At 67.7% G+C, this 15,465-nt stretch carries 10 protein-coding genes; 2 read left to right on the plus strand and 8 right to left on the minus strand.

Going from position 1 to position 15,465, the window contains the following annotated elements:
- Positions 1–4 precede the first annotated feature (4 nt).
- From ACAM57_RS20760 to ACAM57_RS20780, 5 genes are all read right to left on the minus strand, one after another.
- On the minus strand, positions 5–700 hold the full coding sequence (locus ACAM57_RS20760; RefSeq protein ID WP_369658734.1) for a GntR family transcriptional regulator: 696 nt from the start codon (positions 698–700) through the stop codon (positions 5–7).
- Positions 701–951: 251 nt separating this feature from the next.
- Positions 952–1,413, minus strand: a complete 462-nt coding sequence (locus ACAM57_RS20765; protein WP_369658735.1) for a (2Fe-2S)-binding protein — start codon at positions 1,411–1,413, stop codon at positions 952–954.
- A gap of 41 nt (positions 1,414–1,454) precedes the next feature.
- Positions 1,455–3,722, minus strand: a complete 2,268-nt coding sequence (locus ACAM57_RS20770; RefSeq protein WP_369658736.1) for a molybdopterin cofactor-binding domain-containing protein — start codon at positions 3,720–3,722, stop codon at positions 1,455–1,457.
- A gap of 35 nt (positions 3,723–3,757) precedes the next feature.
- On the minus strand, positions 3,758–4,342 hold the full coding sequence (locus ACAM57_RS20775) for a TetR/AcrR family transcriptional regulator (RefSeq protein WP_184636334.1): 585 nt from the start codon (positions 4,340–4,342) through the stop codon (positions 3,758–3,760).
- A 93-nt stretch (positions 4,343–4,435) separates the two neighbouring features.
- Positions 4,436–5,245 carry an alpha/beta hydrolase gene (locus ACAM57_RS20780; RefSeq protein ID WP_369658737.1) on the minus strand — a complete coding sequence of 270 codons (810 nt, stop codon included), beginning with the start codon at positions 5,243–5,245 and terminating at the stop codon, positions 4,436–4,438.
- A gap of 92 nt (positions 5,246–5,337) precedes the next feature.
- Between ACAM57_RS20780 and ACAM57_RS20785 the strand changes: the two genes are divergently transcribed.
- Together ACAM57_RS20785 and ACAM57_RS20790 are read left to right on the plus strand one after the other, a co-directional pair.
- Entirely contained in the window at positions 5,338–6,339 is a 1,002-nt protein-coding gene (locus ACAM57_RS20785) for a phosphotransferase enzyme family protein (RefSeq protein ID WP_369658738.1), read from the plus strand.
- Between the two features lie 88 nt (positions 6,340–6,427).
- Positions 6,428–6,793: an SPW repeat protein gene (locus ACAM57_RS20790; RefSeq protein ID WP_369658739.1), complete on the plus strand. Its 366-nt coding sequence runs from the start codon at positions 6,428–6,430 to the stop codon at positions 6,791–6,793.
- Positions 6,794–6,835: 42 nt separating this feature from the next.
- Here ACAM57_RS20790 and ACAM57_RS20795 read toward each other — a convergent pair whose 3' ends face one another.
- From ACAM57_RS20795 to ACAM57_RS20805, 3 genes are all read right to left on the minus strand, one after another.
- The gene (locus tag ACAM57_RS20795) at positions 6,836–8,311 is read right to left on the minus strand and encodes an efflux transporter outer membrane subunit (RefSeq protein WP_369658740.1); all 1,476 of its coding nucleotides are present in this window, start codon (positions 8,309–8,311) and stop codon (positions 6,836–6,838) included.
- An 18-nt stretch (positions 8,312–8,329) separates the two neighbouring features.
- Entirely contained in the window at positions 8,330–11,626 is a 3,297-nt protein-coding gene (locus tag ACAM57_RS20800) for an efflux RND transporter permease subunit (protein WP_369658741.1), read from the minus strand.
- Between the two features lie 688 nt (positions 11,627–12,314).
- The gene (locus tag ACAM57_RS20805; RefSeq protein WP_369658742.1) at positions 12,315–15,434 is read right to left on the minus strand and encodes an efflux RND transporter permease subunit; all 3,120 of its coding nucleotides are present in this window, start codon (positions 15,432–15,434) and stop codon (positions 12,315–12,317) included.
- Positions 15,435–15,465 lie beyond the last annotated feature (31 nt).

Raw genomic sequence — 15,465 nt, forward strand, 5'->3', positions numbered from 1 at the left:
TGCTTCAGACCAGGGCCCGGGTGCGGGTCGGGTGCTTCTGGCTCAGGTAGAGCACCAGCAGATCGCGGTTGGAGTTGATGTGCTCGCGCATGGCGGCCTCGGCGGCGGCGGCTTCCTGCCGGCCCAGCGCCTCGACGATGCGGCAGTGGTCCGCGAACGCCTGCAGGGCCTGCTCGTGCCTGTGCAGCAGCATCGAGGCATCGCGGTTGTGGGGACGCAGCTTGCTGTCGAAGATGATCGGCAGCTGGCTGGCGCGCTGCACCGCCTCGGCGAGCCAGCGGTTGTCCGCCAGCGCCAGCAGTTTCTGGTGGAAGGCCAGGTCCAGGTCCTGCCAGCGGGCGGCGCGGCCTTCGGACCATTCGCCGGTGTGATGCAGCAGTTCGTGCTGCTCGTCGAGCATGGCGGTCAGCTTCGACAGGGCCGCGCCGTCGAGCCCGACCTCGCCGATCAGCCGGCAGCACATGCCTTCCAGCGTGGCGCGCACGCTGAAGGCGTCGTGCACGTCCTTGGCGTTGAAGCGGCGCACCTGGAAGCCCTTGTTGGGCAGGTAGACCAGCAGCCCCTCGTCCGCCAGCCGTGCCATGGCGCCGCGAACAGGCGTGCGCGACACGCCGAGCTCGTTGGCCAGCGTAATTTCCATCAAATGGGAGCCGGGCGCGATCTCGCCATCGAAGATGCGGTCACGCAGGGTTTCGGCCACGGACAACGCTCGCGTCCGTGAAGGATCTGGGGGGGTCATCGAAAGTCGGGAACTGGGGGCGGCCGGAAGCGGGCCGCGCGGATGGTACGGCGGCGTACAAAAGCTTCATATCCCCTGTTTCCGTAAAAATTTTATTTCTGGGCTTTTTCGATGATTACGGAAAAATTCTTAATTTTTGTAAACAGCTTTCTGACCACGAGCGTTAACCCGCCCCCGCCCGGTTGCGCCGCCCGAAACCCGGCCAGTTCTTCTCAGCGTGAGGCTGTCTGCGCGGCGATGTGAATGGCGGCGCGGATGCGCGGATAGGTACCGCAGCGACAAATGTTTCCGCTCATTGCGGAAGAAATGTCGTCATCGCCAGGCTTTGGCGTCTTTTTCAGCAGCGCGCAGGCCGACATCAGCTGACCGCTCTGGCAGTAGCCGCACTGCACCACGTCGACTGCGGCCCAGGCCTGCCGCAGGGCGTCGGCCTCCTTGCCATTCAGTCCCTCGATGGTGGTCACTTCCCGGCTGCCCACCGCCTCCAGCGGGGTGACGCAGGAGCGCACCGCCTCGCCGTCGAGGTGCACGGTGCAGGCGCCGCAAAGCGCCTTGCCGCAGCCGAACTTGGTGCCGACGAGCCGCATCTCGCCGCGCAGCACCCACAGCAGGGGGGTATCGGGTTCGGCATTGACGGTGACGGCCTTGCCGTTGACGGTGAGCGTGGTGGTCATCGCGTTTTCCTTGCTTGTTTGTTTGTCCGGTGTCCGGCCGCTCAGGCGAGCTTCAGCGGCAGGCTGCGCAGCCGCTGCCCGGTGAGCGCGAACACGGCATTCGCCACCGCCGGCGCAATGGGCGGCGTGCCGGGCTCGCCAACGCCACCGGGCGCCTCGCCGCTGGCGGCGATCTCGACCTCGATGGCCGGGCATTCGTTCATGCGCAGCGGCATGTAGTCGTGGAAGTTGCTCTGCTGCACCTGCCCCTTCTCGACCGTGATCTCGCCGTGCAGCGCGGCCGAGAGGCCGTAGACGATGGCGCCTTCCATCTGCTGGCGGATCAGGTTCGGATTGACGGCCACACCGCAGTCGATGACGCAGACAACACGGTGCACCCGCACCTGCCGGTCCGCCGAGACCGACACCTCCGCCACCTGCGCGACGATGCTGCCGAAGGAACGGTGGATCGCCAGCCCGCGCGCCCTCTTCGCGCCGTCGGGCCCCGGCTCCGGTGGCTGGCCCCAGTTCGACAGCTCGGCCACGCGCCTGAGCACGCGCAGGTGGCGCTCGTCCTTCGCGAGCAGCGCGGCGCGGAACGCCACCGGGTCCTTGCCCGCTGCGGCGGCGCATTCGTCGATGAAGCTCTCGACGAAGAAGGCGTTCTGCGAATGCGCGACCGAGCGCCACACGCCCGTGGGCATGGCCGATTCCACCGGCTCGTGGGCGACACGCGCATTGGGAAATGCGTAGGCCGTATTCCACGCGCCATCGGTGGTGGTGTCCATGAACGAGGGCGCGCCCATGCTCGAGCCGGCCGTCGTGGTCTGCCAGGCAACCAGCGCGCCAGCCGCATCGAAGCCCGCCTTGCATCGCGCGACGTAGGCCGGCCGGTAGAAGTCGTGCGCCATGTCCTCCTCGCGCGTCCAGAAGAGCTGCACCGGCGCGCCGCCGGTCTCGCGCGCCAGCGTGGCGGCCTGGGTGACGAAGTCGGTGCTGTAGCGCCGGCCGAAGCCGCCGCCGAGGTAGGTCACGTGCAGCTCGACCTTGACGGCGTCGATGCCCAGCGCCTTGGCCGCGGCGTTGCGCGTGAAGCCCGGCGCCTGCGTCGGCGCCCAGACGGTCGCCTTGCCGTCCTTGAACTGCACGGTGCAGTTCATCGGCTCCATGGTCGCGTGGGCCAGGAAGGGCACGCGGTACTCGGCCTCGATGGTCTTGGCGGATGACCGGAACGCGGCGGCCACGTCGCCGTCGTTCAGTTGCGCGTTGCCGGGCCTGGTGCGCAGCGTCTGCGAGAGCCGCTCGATCATCTCGGCGCTCGAAAGGCTGGCGGCCGGGCCGTGGTCCCATTCGATGGCGAGCGCCTTCACGGCGCGCATCGCGTGGTAGGGCGTGTCGGCGATCACGGCCACGCCCCCCGGCGTGGCGCCGGTGCCGATGAGCGTGGCACCGACCGGCTCCAGCGCCATCACCTTGCGCACGCCCGGCAGCTTCTGCGCCGCCGTGGCGTCGAAGCTCGCGACGCGGCCGCCGGTGGTCGGGCACATCGCGATGCTCGCGTACAGCAGGCCCGGCGGGAGCACGTCGAGGCCGAAGGCGGCGGAGCCGTCGAGCTTGGCCGCGCCGTCCACGCGCCGCGCGGGCTGGCCGATGAGCTTGAAATCGGCAGGCTTCTTCAGAGCCACCTGCGCCGGCAGCGGCTGCTGCGCGGCCTTCGGGGCCAGTTCGCCGAAAGTGGCGCTCTTGCCGCTGACATGCAGAACGCGTCCGGCTTCGGCGCGGCATTCGGCCACGGGCACCTGCCACAGCGCGGCGGCGGCGCCCAGCAGCATGGTGCGCGCCGATGCGCCGGCCTCGCGCAGCGGCATCCACTGGTCGGTGATGCTCGATGAGCCGCCCGTGCCCGAGAGCCCCGGAATCGAGCGCAGCAGCTTGCCGACCACGTGCTGCGTCGAGCGCTTCACCGCGCCCTCATCGCCGGGCCGGAAAGGCAGCGCATCGAGGATCGCTGCCTGGTTGTTGTAGATGGCGTCGAGGCCGGCCGTCTCCAGCCGGATCTGCTCGAGCGAGGCGCCCATTTCTTCGGCGAGAAGCATCGACAGCCCGGTGTGCGTGCCCTGCCCCATTTCCGACTGCGACATCATCAGCGTGACCGTGTTGTCGCTGCCCACCTTGACCCAGCCGTTGAGCGCGACCTGCCCTGGGGCGGCCGGCAAGGGTTGGGCCGGCACGAGCCGCGACGCGGCCGGCGTGGCCGACCAGCCGACGACGAGGGCGCCGACGGCCCCCACGGTGCCGAGGACGAAATGGCGGCGCTTGAGCTTGGGCATGGTGTGGTTCTCTCTCGTGGGGATCTGCGGGGGACTCAGGCGCCGGCGACGATGCCGCGCCAGAAGGTCTCGAAGCCGGCTTCGCAGTAGCCGGCGCGCCCTTTCCTGCTCTTGGTCTGCGCGACGAAGACCATCGTGGTCTCGGCCATCGCGCCCAGCATCGCGCCGAGGAAGGGCAGCGGCTGGTCGCGTATCAGGCCGTTGCGGATGCACTCCGTCGCCAGCACCTCCAGCCGCAGGAACGGCGCCATGCCCGCCGCCTTGCTTTCATCACTCACTTGGTCCGACACCTTGAGCTGCGACATCACCTTGAATTTTTCCGGGTTGTCGACGCCCCAGTACACATAGCGGTCCCAGATGTGGCGGTACTTTGTCTTGGGGTCCGCCTCCTCGGGCCAGTCGGCGAGCATGACCTCGGCGAGCTCGGTCTTCAGCTGGCGGTAGAGCTCGTTGACCAGCACTTCCTTGTTCGCGAAGTAGGTGAAGAGCGTGCCCTCGGCCACGCCTGCCGCGCGCGAGATGGCCGAGGTGGGCGTGCTCCACGCGCCCCGGCTGGCGAACTCGGCAATGGCTGCATCGAGGATCGCGTTGCGCTTGTCTTCGCTTCTGGGTCTGGCCATGGCGGTCGGCTGCGGTCTTTATTGATTGAGTACGTGCTCAATTATAAGAATGCGATCCGGCGGCTGGCAACTCGTGCCAAGACCGGCCCTGCTCTATCTGGCGAGGATCCAGGCGCCGATCTTCGGAACGACCTCCTGCTCGAGCCCGTTGAAGCCGTGATACGCCATGGCCTCGCACGGGTCGCCCTTGCTCTCCCCGCCCTTGAAGCTCAACAGTTCCTTTCGCGACGAGTTCCCCAGCTTGTCCATGAGCGCCGGCATGTTGGAGAACGCGCAGAGCGAGCAACCGTCCTGCTCATGGTGCACGACCAGCACCGGCACGCGGATCTTCTCCAGCGGCATCGCCGGCACGGGCCGTCCTTTCGGGTCGGTAAGGATGGTCGACGTGAGCACGATGCCGTCCGGCCCCTCGGCGCCTGAAAGCTCGGTGGCGACATAGGCCGCCGACTGCGTGCCACGGCTGGTGCCCACCAGCCACACCGGCACCTTGGACTGCTCCCGCATCCACGCGATGACCGCCTTGATGTCGGCCGCATGCTCCGGCTTCTGGCGAAAGCCGCTCAGGTATGGCGAACTCTGCCTGTCCGACGGTGCATCGACGACGGCGACCATCAGCCCCTGGTCCGCGAACAGCTGCCGCGTGCGAACCAGGAAATTCCCGGCACCCCAGTTGAACGAGCCATTGGGAAATATCTGCAGCCCGCCATGCCCACCCGCGAACAGGATCACGGCGACCTTCGGCGCGGGCGGCGAAAGCACGAGCATGCGTTGCGTCACCCCGGGCCGGGTGGGAATTTCGACCACCTTCTGCGTGGTCTGCGCCTGGACTTGCGCGACCGACGATGCGATCAGAAGGAAAAGAAAGAGAACGCCCGCGATCCAGTACCTGGCCATGCTGCGCATCGACGATCTCCTTGAAGAAGGAAAGACGAGTTTCCGGCCCCGCCTGCCGCAAGCCCGCATAATCGCGCCCTTTTTCCTTTCGGGAGCGTCGGATGAAACTGGAAATCGCGCAATCCACACCGACCGCCGCGAGCATCGCGATGCTCGTGCAGGAGCACTACGGCCTGAGCGAGGTGGTCGAGAGCGAATTCCTTCGCCGCAGCTTCAATCAGGTCTACCGACTGGGTCTTACGGACGGACGGAGCCTAGTAGCGAGGCTCAGTGCGGAACGTCCGCGCGGCGCGCCCAATCTGCAGTTCGAGGCGGCAGCGCTGGAGCATTGGGCTGAAGCCGGGTGCCGCGTCTCGCGCTGCGTGCCGACTGCCGGCGGCGAGATCGCCATCGAGGTGCCGCTGCCGGAAGGCCCGCGCGCGCTGATGCTCTTCGAGCACCTGCCGGGCGAGTTCACCGGTGACACGGCCCTCGACATCGAAGCCTTCGCGCGCGGGCTTGCAGTTCTGCACACCGCAGGCGAAAGCTACGCCGGCCCGGAGAGTGCCTACCGCCTGGACCTGGACTACCTGCTGCAGCGGCCACTGCAAGGCCTGCTGCGCGCGCCAACCATGACCGCCGAACTGCGCCCCCAGTTCGAGGAACTCGGCGAGCGCCTGCAAGCCGCCATTCTGGCCCTGGGCGAACTCAGCCAGGTGCTGTGCCACGGCGACGCGCACGGCAGCAACAACTTCATCCAGATCGACGCGCAAGCGCGGCGCGAGGCGGTGTTCTTCGACTTCGACGAAGCAGGCCCCGGCTGCCTCGCCTACGAACTGGCCGTCTATCCGTGGAACCTGCATCCCCGCACGGTCGATGGCGTCCTGAGCGACAAGGCAGCGCAGCAGTGGCGGCACTTCATCTCCGCCTATCGCGAGGCGCGGCCGGTTCCGGACGCCGATCTCGCCGCCATCCCGCGCTTCATGGCAGCGCGCCAGTTCTGGCTGCTAGGAGAGTACGCTGGCCGTATTCCCGTCTGGGGTTCCCAGGCGATGCCGACCGACTACCTCCGCCGGCAGGTGACCATGCTGCGCAAGTGGGAAACATTGGAGTTGCCACTCTAGGCGCGGCGCCCCGCCGGCAGGAACCCCTTCCCAGCGCCATGGGTCAAAAAACTGTCGCGGCGCCTTGTCGCGACAGGAGGTAATGACCATGAAGCAAGTGAAGCATTGGCAAGACCCCGTCAACGCCGCCGCCGGCGCCTGGCTGATCGTCTCGCCCTGGGTCCTGGGCTTTTCGGGCATGACGGCCGCCATGTGGACGATGGTGGCGACCGGCATCGTGCTCGGCGCGGTGGCCCTGGGTGCGACCTTCGTGCCCCGGCAGTGGGAAGAATGGACCGAGGTCGCGCTGGCGGCCTGGCTCGCAATATCGCCCTGGGTGCTAGGCTTCCGCGGCACCGAGACGGCGATGGTCAACGCGGTGCTCGTGGCCGCGGTGATCCTGGTGCTGGCGCTGTGGGTTCTCGTGACCGACAAGGACTACCTGGGTCACACCATGGACCGCCCGGCGCATTGACGACCGCCCGCGCCGATCAGGTGGTATCGGCGCTCGCCGCGCTTACCGCGTGGCAGGCAACGTGGCGGGCTGCGCCTGCGCGGCGCCGTCCATCCACCCGGCCTGCCAGCCACCGCCCATCGCCTGGATCAACGCGATGGCCGTGGTCTGGCGGTTGACCTGCAGCTGCACCAGCGTGCGTCGCGCGCTGAGCGCGGCGGCCTGTGCCGTGACCACGTCGGTGTAGCTGACCTGCCCCGCGCGGTAGCGGTTGAGCAGCTGCTGCTCGGTCTTGTCCGCCGCCGCCGAGGCCTCGCGGCGCAGGCCCTCCTGCTGCGCGAGCGTCGCACTCGCGGTGAGCTGGTCTTCCACCGCCTGGAAGGCCGTGAGCACGGTCTGGCGATAGCGCGCCACGCTGGATTCGTAGCCCGCCTTCGCCGAATCGACATTGGCCGCGATCGCGCCTGCGTCGAACACCACCTGCGCAACCGACAGCCCCAGCCCCCACAGCGTGTTGGACGAGCTGAACAGGTCCTTCACGCGGCTGACGTTGCTGCTGCCGACCGACGCCGTGAGGCTGATGTTCGGAAAGTACGCCGCGCGCGCAATGCCGATCTGCGCATTGGCCGCCGCCACCGAGCGTTCGGCCGCCGCGATGTCGGGACGGCGCTGCAGCAGCGTCGAGGGCACGCCCAGCGGCACGCCGGGCACCGTGGGCGTCCATTGCGCGGCGGGCAGGCTGAAGTCGGCCGGCGCCACGCCGATCAGCGCCGCGATGGCATGCTCGTAGGTGGCGCGCGTGCGCTGCAGGCCCACGCGCTCGGCCTTGGCATTCACCAGCTGCGTCTGCGCCTGCAGCACGTCGGTCTGCGCGGCAATGCCGGCGGCATAGCGATTGCTGGTGATGTCGAAGGCGCGCTGGTAGCCCTGGATGGTCTCGTCGAGCAGCACGATCTCCGCATCGGCCTCGCGCAGCGAGAAATAGTTGGTCGCCAGGTCGCCGATGGCCGACAGCCGCGCCGCGGCCAGGTCGGCCTCGCTGGCCTGCGCGTTGGCCTGCGCGCTGCTCACCGCCTCGCGCAGCCGGCCCCAGACGTCGGGCGTCCAGCTCGCGCCCAACGATGCCGAGAAGCTGTTCGACGGGCTCGACGTGCTGCTGCCACCCACCGTGCCCGAGCGCTTGCCGCTGCCGTCGAGCGACACCGACGGGAACAGCGCCGCGCGCTCGCCGCGCACCAGCGCCTGGGCCTGCGTGTAGTTGGCCACCGCGGCGGCGATGTTCTGGTTCGACACCTGCACGCGGCCGGCCAGGTCGTCGAGCGTGGCGTCGCCGAAGAGCCTCCACCATTCGCCGCGGTCGAGCGCGTCGGCCGGCGCCGCGGGCAGCCAGCCTTCGGCGGCCTTTTGCTCCTTCCAGTTGGCCGACGCGGCGGTGGCCGGCTGCTCGTAGCGCGGGCCGACCGCGCAGCCCGCGAGCATGGCGGCCAGCGCGAGCGCCGAAAACGAAAAGCGGGAAGTGGAAGTAAACAGTGCGTTCATGTCGTTGTCGTTTCTCGCTCAGGCGGGCGTCACGCGGCTCAGCTCGCGCTCGTTGGCGCTGCGGCGGCGCAGCTTGTCGAGCAGCAGGTACACCACCGGCGTCGTCAGCAGGGTCAGCAGCTGGCTCGCGATCAGCCCGCCGATGATGGCCACGCCCAGCGGACGGCGCAGCTCGGCCCCCTCGCCGAAGCCGATGGCCAGCGGCAGCGCGCCGAGCGCGGCCGCCATGGTCGTCATCAGGATCGGGCGGAAGCGCAGCAGGCACGCCTCGCGCACCGCCTCCAGCGGCGTGAGCCCGCGCTGGCGCTCGGCCTCGAGCGCGAAGTCGATGATCAGGATGGCGTTCTTCTTCACGATGCCGATCAGCAGGAACACGCCGATCAGCGCGATGATGGAAAACTCCATGCGGAACATCAGCAGCGCCAGCACCGCGCCCACGCCCGCCGAAGGCAGCGTCGACAGCACCGTGATCGGGTGCACCAGGCTCTCGTACAGGATGCCCAGCACGATGTAGATCACGATCAGCGCCGCCAGGATCAGCATCGCCTGCTGGCCCTGCGACTGCTGCGCGCTCGCCGCCGTGCCCGCGAACGCGCCGCGCACGTTGGTGGGCATGGCGATGTTGGCCTCTGCCTTGGCGATGGCCTCGCGCGCGTCACCCAGGTTGGCGCCCTCGGCGAGGTTGAACGAGATGGTCGTGGCCAGCTCCCCGTCTTCATGGCTCACCGAGGTGGCCACCGACTGCTCCTCGAACTTCGCGACCGCCGACAGCGGCACGAGCGCGGTGGCCGTGTTGCTCAGCACGTTGCCCGTCGATGCGTTGCGCAGCGCCGCGTTGGCCGACACCGGCACGGTGGCCGCGGCTGCGGCGGACGAGGACGAGGAGGAAGACGACGAACTCGACGAGGAAGAAGACGAAGACCCCGTCGACGTGCTGCTCGCCGCCACCTGCGTGGTCACGGTCTGCCCACCCACCACCGACGTCCTGGTGGCCGGCACGTAGACGTCGCTCAGCGAGTTCGGGCTGCGCGTGTAGCGCTGCGCCCATTCCATCACCACGTGGTACTGGTTCAGCTCGGTGTAGATGGTCGCCACCTGCCGCTGGCCGAAGGCGTTGTAGAGCGCGTTGTCGATGGCCGTGGATGTCAGGCCCAGCCTGCGCGCGCTGTCGGGGTCGACCTTGGCCACCGTTTCCACGCCGTTCTGGTCCTGGTCGGTGTCGATGTCGGTCAGCACCGGCTGCAGCTTGAGCTCGTCGGCCAGCTTCACGGCCCAGGTGCGCAGGTCTGCGACGTTGTCGCTCTTGAGCGTGTACTGGTAGGTCGAGTTGCTTGCCCGGCCGCCCGAGCGCACGTCCTGCACCGTGCCCAGGAACACGCGCAGGCCGGTCACCTGGTTGAGCTGCGGGCGCAGCCGCGCGATGACCGCGAGGCCGCTGTCCTTGCGCTGGTTCGCCGGCTTCAGGTTGACGAACATGAAGCCGCCCCCTGCCCGGCCCGCGCCGGTGAAGCCCACCACGGTGTCGACCGCCTCGTCCTTGCGGATGATGTCGACCACCTGCCGCAGCTTCTCGCCGAGCGCCTGCGAAGAGATGCTCTGGTCGGCCCGCAGGCCGCCGTTGAGCTGGCCGCTGTCCTGCTGCGGGAAGAAGCCCTTGGGCGCCGCGCTGAACAGGTACACGTTCAGCCCGACCACCGCCACCAGGATCAGCATCACCAGCGCCTTGCTGTCCAGGGCCCAGTCGAGGCTGCTCTCGTAGCGCTTGAGCATCCAGTCGTAGCTGCGCGCGGCGATACGGCCCAGCCTGCCCTGCGGCTTGTTTTTGTCGTGCTCGCCGCCGGGCTTGAGCATCCAGGCGCACATCATCGGCGTGGTGGTCAGCGAGATCACCAGCGAGATCAGCACCGCCGCCGACAGCGTCACCGCGAACTCGCGGAACAGCCGCCCCACCTGCCCGCCCATGAACAGCAGCGGGATGAACACCGCCACCAGCGACACGCTGATCGACAGCACGGTGAAACCCACCTCCTTCGCGCCCAGCAACGCCGCCTTCATGCGCGTCATGCCCGACTCTATGTGCCGGCTGGTGTTCTCGAGCACCACGATGGCGTCGTCCACCACGAAGCCGGTGGCCACCGTGAGCGCCATCAGGCTCAGGTTGTTGAGGCTGAAGCCCAGCAGGTACATCACCCCGAAGGTGCCCAGCAGCGCCGCCACCGTCGCCACCGCAGGCACGATCGTCGCTCGCACGCTGCGCAGGAACAGGCTCACCACCAGCACCACCAGGATGACGGAAATGACCAGCGTGAGCTCCACCTCGCGCAGCGAGCCGCGGATGGAGTTGGTGCTGTCCGACGCCACCTGCAGCGTCACGTCGGGCGGCAGCTGGGCCTGCAGCTCGGGCAACAGCGCCCGCACACTGTCCACCGTCTCGATGATGTTGGCCGAGGGCTGCCGGGTGATCAGCACGATGATCGCCGGCTCGCCGTTGAAGAGACCCAGCGTGCGCGTGTCCTCCACGCCGTCGACCACCTCCGCCACGTCCTGCAGCCGCACCGCCGCGCCGTTGCGCCAGGCGATCACCATCGACGCGTAGTCGCTCGCGCGCAGCGCAGGCGTCTGCGTGTAGATCTGCAGCTTGCGCCCGTCGCCCTGCACCATGCCCTTGGGCCGGTTCGCGTTCGACGCCTGGATGGCGGCGCGCACGTCCTCGGTGCTGATGCCGTAGCGGTTGAGAGCGAACGGCAGCAGTTCGATGCGTACGGCGGGCAGCGAGCCCCCGCCGATCTCCACGTCGCCCACGCCGTCCACCTGCGACAGGCGCTGGCTGACGATGTTCGACACGGCGTCATAGATCTGGCCTGGTGTCTTGGTCTTGGACGTGAGCGCCAGGATGATCACCGGCGACGCCGCCGGGTTGGCCTTGCGGTAGGTCGGGTTGCTGCGCAGCGTGGCGGGCAGGTCGATGCGGCTCGCGTTGATGGCGGCCTGCACCTCGCGGGCCGCACCGTCGATGTTGCGGCTGAGGTCGAACTGCAGCGTGACGCGGGTGGAGCCGACCGAACTCGTCGACGTCATTTCGTTGACGCCTGCGATTGTTCCGAGGTGGCGCTCCAGCGGGGTGGCTACGCTGGTGGCCATCGTCTCCGGGCTCGCTCCGGGGATCGAGGCTCTTACCGAGATGACGGGGTAGTCGACCTGCGGGAGGGGGGAGACTGGGAGGACGAAGAAGGCTGCTATGCCGGCCAGGGCTACGCCTATGGTCAGTAGCACTGTGCCTATGGGGCGGCGGACGAAGGGCAGGGATAGATTCATCTCGCTGCTCCTTGTGGGAGCGTGCTGAGGGTTTCTTTCCCGGGGCCGGGTCTCGGCCCGGCGGCCGACTCACTTTCTTTTGCTTCGCCAAAAGAAAGTAAGCAAAGAAAAAGCGACCCCACTGTCTGCGACCCCTTCGCTGCGCTACGGGGCAACCTGCGGTGCTCGCGTTTCGCGGGGTCTCGCCCAAACTCGCTTCGCTCAGACAAGGGCGAGCCCTGATCCGCGAAACGCTGCGCTCCTCGGCGCAGCCAGAGGGGATTGCAAACCTGCGGGCCATCGCTGCGCTCGGCCGCGGGTGCCCAGCAGGCGCTTTGCGCCTGCTGGGCTTGGAATGGGCCATTGGGGTTGCTCAGGCCATGGGAACGAAAAGCACCGCCGAGCAAAGCGAAGGCCCGAGGAGTCTGTTCAGAAGCCGAGCGAAGCGATGGCGCGGATCGCTCCCTTCTGGCTGTGCCGAGGAGCGCAGGCGCAGGAGGGATCAGGGCCGCAGCTGTTTGAGCGAAGCGAGTTCTGCGGACCCCCTCCTGCGCCGAGCACCGCAGGTTGCCCGTAGCGAAGCGGAGGGACACAGACAGTAGGGTCGCCTTTCTTTTGCCTACTTTTCTTTGGCGAAGCAAAGAAAAGTAGGTCGCCCGCCGGGGCGAGACCCGGCCCCGGAAGGCAAAACGACCAGAGGCAAGCAAAGTCAAACCGCCTCCTCCTCAATCTCAACCCGCCGAGCACTCCCCCCACCCAACCGATCAAACGCCAAATAAATAACCGGCGTAGTGAACAAGGTCAGCAGCTGACTGACGATCAACCCCCCAAAAATCGCCAACCCCAGCGGCCGCCGCAACTCAGCCCCATCACCGAAACTGAACATCAACGGCACCGCAGCGAACAACGCCGCCAGCGTCGTCATCAAGATCGGCCGAAACCGCAGCAAGGCAGCCTGGTGAATCGCTTCCCGAGGAGACTTCCCCTGTGTCCGCTCCGCATCGATCGCAAAGTCGATCATCATGATCGCGTTCTTCTTCACGATGCCGATCAGCAGGATGATCCCGATGATCCCGATCACCCCCAGGTCGTTGCCCGTGATCATCAGCGCCAGCAGCGCCCCAACCCCGGCCGAAGGCAGCGTCGACAGGATGGTCAGCGGATGCACGTAACTCTCGTACAGCACCCCCAGCACGATGTACACGCACACCACGGCGGCAAGAATCAGCCACAGCTGGTTAGACAACGATTTCTCGTAAGCCCCCGAAGCCCCGAGGAAGGTCATCGTCACGCTGCTCGGCAGCCCGATTTCCTTCGCCGCCGCGCGAATCGCATCGACCGAAGCCCCGAGCGAAACACCGGGCGCGGTGTCGAAGTTCAGCGTGCTCGCCGGATACTGCGCCACGTGAGTGATCTGCAGCGGCGCCTGCTGCTCGCTGATCTGCGCAATGGCCGACAGCGGCGTCGCGGTGCCGGAGCCGGCGATCAGGCTCAGCTGCCCCAGCGTCTGCGGCGTGTTCACCATGCCGGGCTGGGCCTCGAGGATCACCCGGTACTGGTTGGTCTCGGTGAAGATGGTCGAGACGATGCGCTGGCCGAAGGCGCTGTAGAGCGCGTCGTCCACGGTGCTCGCGGTGATCGACAGCCGCGCAGCCGTGTCGCGGTTCACGTTCACGAAAGCCGCCAGACCCTGGGCGCCGGCGTCGCTGCTCACATTGCGCACCTTGTCCGATTCCTGCAGCTTCGCAACGAGCTTCTTCATCCACTCGGTGATGGCGGCGCTGTCCACGCCCTCGAGCGACATGCGGTATTCGGTCGGGCCGGTCTCGGCGTCGATGGTGAGGTCCTGCGTGGGCTGCAGGTACAGCGTGACGCCCGCCACCTGCCGCACGCGCTCGCGCAGGCGGTCCATCACGACCTGCTGGCTGTCGCGGTCCTTCGCGAGGTTGATGAGCATGCTGCCGGTGTGCAGCATCGTGTTGTTGGCCGCGTCGACGCCAACGAAGGAGCTGAGGTTCTCGACCGCCGGGTCTTCGAGGATGGCCTGCGCCGCCTGCAGCTGCAGCTGCGACATGCGATCGAACGACACGTCCTGCGCAGCCTGCACGCGGGCCTGGAGCTGGCCGGTGTCCTGCGTGGGAAACAGACCCTTGGGGATGGTGAGGTACAGCACCACGGTCAGCACCATGGTGAGCAGCGCGACCAGCAGCGTGAGCGCCTGGTGGTCGATCACCCAGTGCAGCGAGCGGTCGTAGCGCACCATCACGCCGCTGAAAAAACGCTGGGCGCGCGCGCCGAAGCCCTTGTCGGAGACCTGCTTCTTTTCTTCGTGCTTGAGCCAGCGCGCCGACATCATCGGCACCAGCGTGAGGGAGACGACCGCGGAAATCAGGATGGTGATGGCCAGCGTCACCGCGAACTCGCGGAACAGGCGGCCGACCACGTCGCCCATGAAGAGCAGCGGGATCAGCACCGCAATGAGCGACACCGTCAGCGAGATGATGGTGAAGCCGATCTGCGTGGCGCCCTTGAACGCGGCCTGCAGCGGCTTCTCGCCCTCCTCGATGTACCGCGCGATGTTCTCGATCATCACGATCGCGTCGTCCACCACGAAGCCGGTGGCGATGGTCAGCGCCATCAGGCTCAGGTTGTTCAGGCTGTAGCCCAGCAGGTACATCAGCCCGAAGGTGCCGATCAGCGAGATCGGCACCGCGATGCTCGCGATGACGGTGGCGCGCAGGCTGCCCAGGAAGGCGAAGATCACCAGCACCACGAGCACCACGGCCAGCACCAGTTCCATCTCGACGTGCTGCACCGAGGCGCGGATGCCGGCGGTGCGGTCGCTGAGCACCTCGATCTTCAGCCCGGCCGGCAGGCCGGCCTGCAGCTCGGGCAGCTGCTTCTTGATGGCGTCGACGGTGGCGATCACGTTCGCGCCGGGCTGGCGCTGCACGTTCATGATGATCGCGGGCGACAGCTTGCTGGTGCCGTCGGCCTTGTTGCCGGCCCAGGCGGCGAGCTGGTTGTTCTCGGCGCTGCTGACCACCTGCGCCACGTCGACCATGCGGATCGGCGCACCGTTCTTGTACGAGACGATCAGGTTCTTGTAGTCGTCGACCGTCATCAGCTGGTCGTTCGAATTGATCGTGTAGGCGCGCTTGGGCCCGTCGAAGCTGCCCTTGGCCCCGTTGGAGTTGGCCGCCGAGATCGCGGTGCGCAGCGTGTCCAGCCCGATGCCGTTGGCCGCCAGAGCCTGGGTGTTGGCCTGGATGCGCATCGCAGGGCGCTGCCCGCCGCTGAGCGACACCAGCCCCACGCCAGAGACCTGGCTGATCTTCTGAGCGAGCCGGGTGTTGACCAGGTTCTGCACGTCGGTGAGCGGCAGCGTGTCGGAGGTGATTGAGAGCGTGAGCACCGGCGCGTCGGCCGGGTTGACCTTGGCGTACACCGGCGGCGCCGGCAGGTCGGCCGGCAGCAGCGAGCCGCCGGCGTTGATGGCGGCCTGCACCTCCTGCTCGGCCACGTCCAGCGTCTGGCCCAGCGAGAACTGCAGCGTGATGATCGACACGCCCGCGGCGCTGGTCGAGCTCATGCGGTCGAGCCCCGACATCTGGCCGAACTGGCGCTCCAGCGGCGCGGTGACGGTGTTGCTCATCACCTCGGGGCTGGCCCCGGGGTAGAGCGTCTGGACCTGGATGGTCGGGTAGTCGACCTGCGGCAGCGCCGACAGCGGCAGGAAGCGGAACGCCACCAGGCCGGCCAGCACGATGGCGACCATCAGCAGCGAAGTCGCCACCGGCCGGAGGATGAACGGACGTGACGGGCTCAACGTGGGGCCTCCGTGCTGCTGCTACTACTGC

It is taken from the genome of Variovorax sp. V15, from assembly GCF_041154425.1.
GTDB lineage: Bacteria > Pseudomonadota > Gammaproteobacteria > Burkholderiales > Burkholderiaceae_C > Variovorax > Variovorax guangxiensis.

What these genes read in the sequence shown, in the direction of transcription:
- ACAM57_RS20765 (WP_369658735.1), bottom strand. Translation starts at nt 1,413, where the DNA reads ATGACCACCACGCTCACCGTCAACGGCAAGGCCGTCACCGTCAATGCC.
- ACAM57_RS20770 (WP_369658736.1), bottom strand. Translation starts at nt 3,722, where the DNA reads ATGCCCAAGCTCAAGCGCCGCCATTTCGTCCTCGGCACCGTGGGGGCC.
- ACAM57_RS20775 (WP_184636334.1), bottom strand. Translation starts at nt 4,342, where the DNA reads ATGGCCAGACCCAGAAGCGAAGACAAGCGCAACGCGATCCTCGATGCA.
- ACAM57_RS20780 (WP_369658737.1), bottom strand. Translation starts at nt 5,245, where the DNA reads ATGCGCAGCATGGCCAGGTACTGGATCGCGGGCGTTCTCTTTCTTTTC.
- ACAM57_RS20785 (WP_369658738.1), top strand. Translation starts at nt 5,338, where the DNA reads ATGAAACTGGAAATCGCGCAATCCACACCGACCGCCGCGAGCATCGCG.
- ACAM57_RS20790 (WP_369658739.1), top strand. Translation starts at nt 6,428, where the DNA reads ATGAAGCAAGTGAAGCATTGGCAAGACCCCGTCAACGCCGCCGCCGGC.
- ACAM57_RS20795 (WP_369658740.1), bottom strand. Translation starts at nt 8,311, where the DNA reads ATGAACGCACTGTTTACTTCCACTTCCCGCTTTTCGTTTTCGGCGCTC.
- ACAM57_RS20800 (WP_369658741.1), bottom strand. Translation starts at nt 11,626, where the DNA reads ATGAATCTATCCCTGCCCTTCGTCCGCCGCCCCATAGGCACAGTGCTA.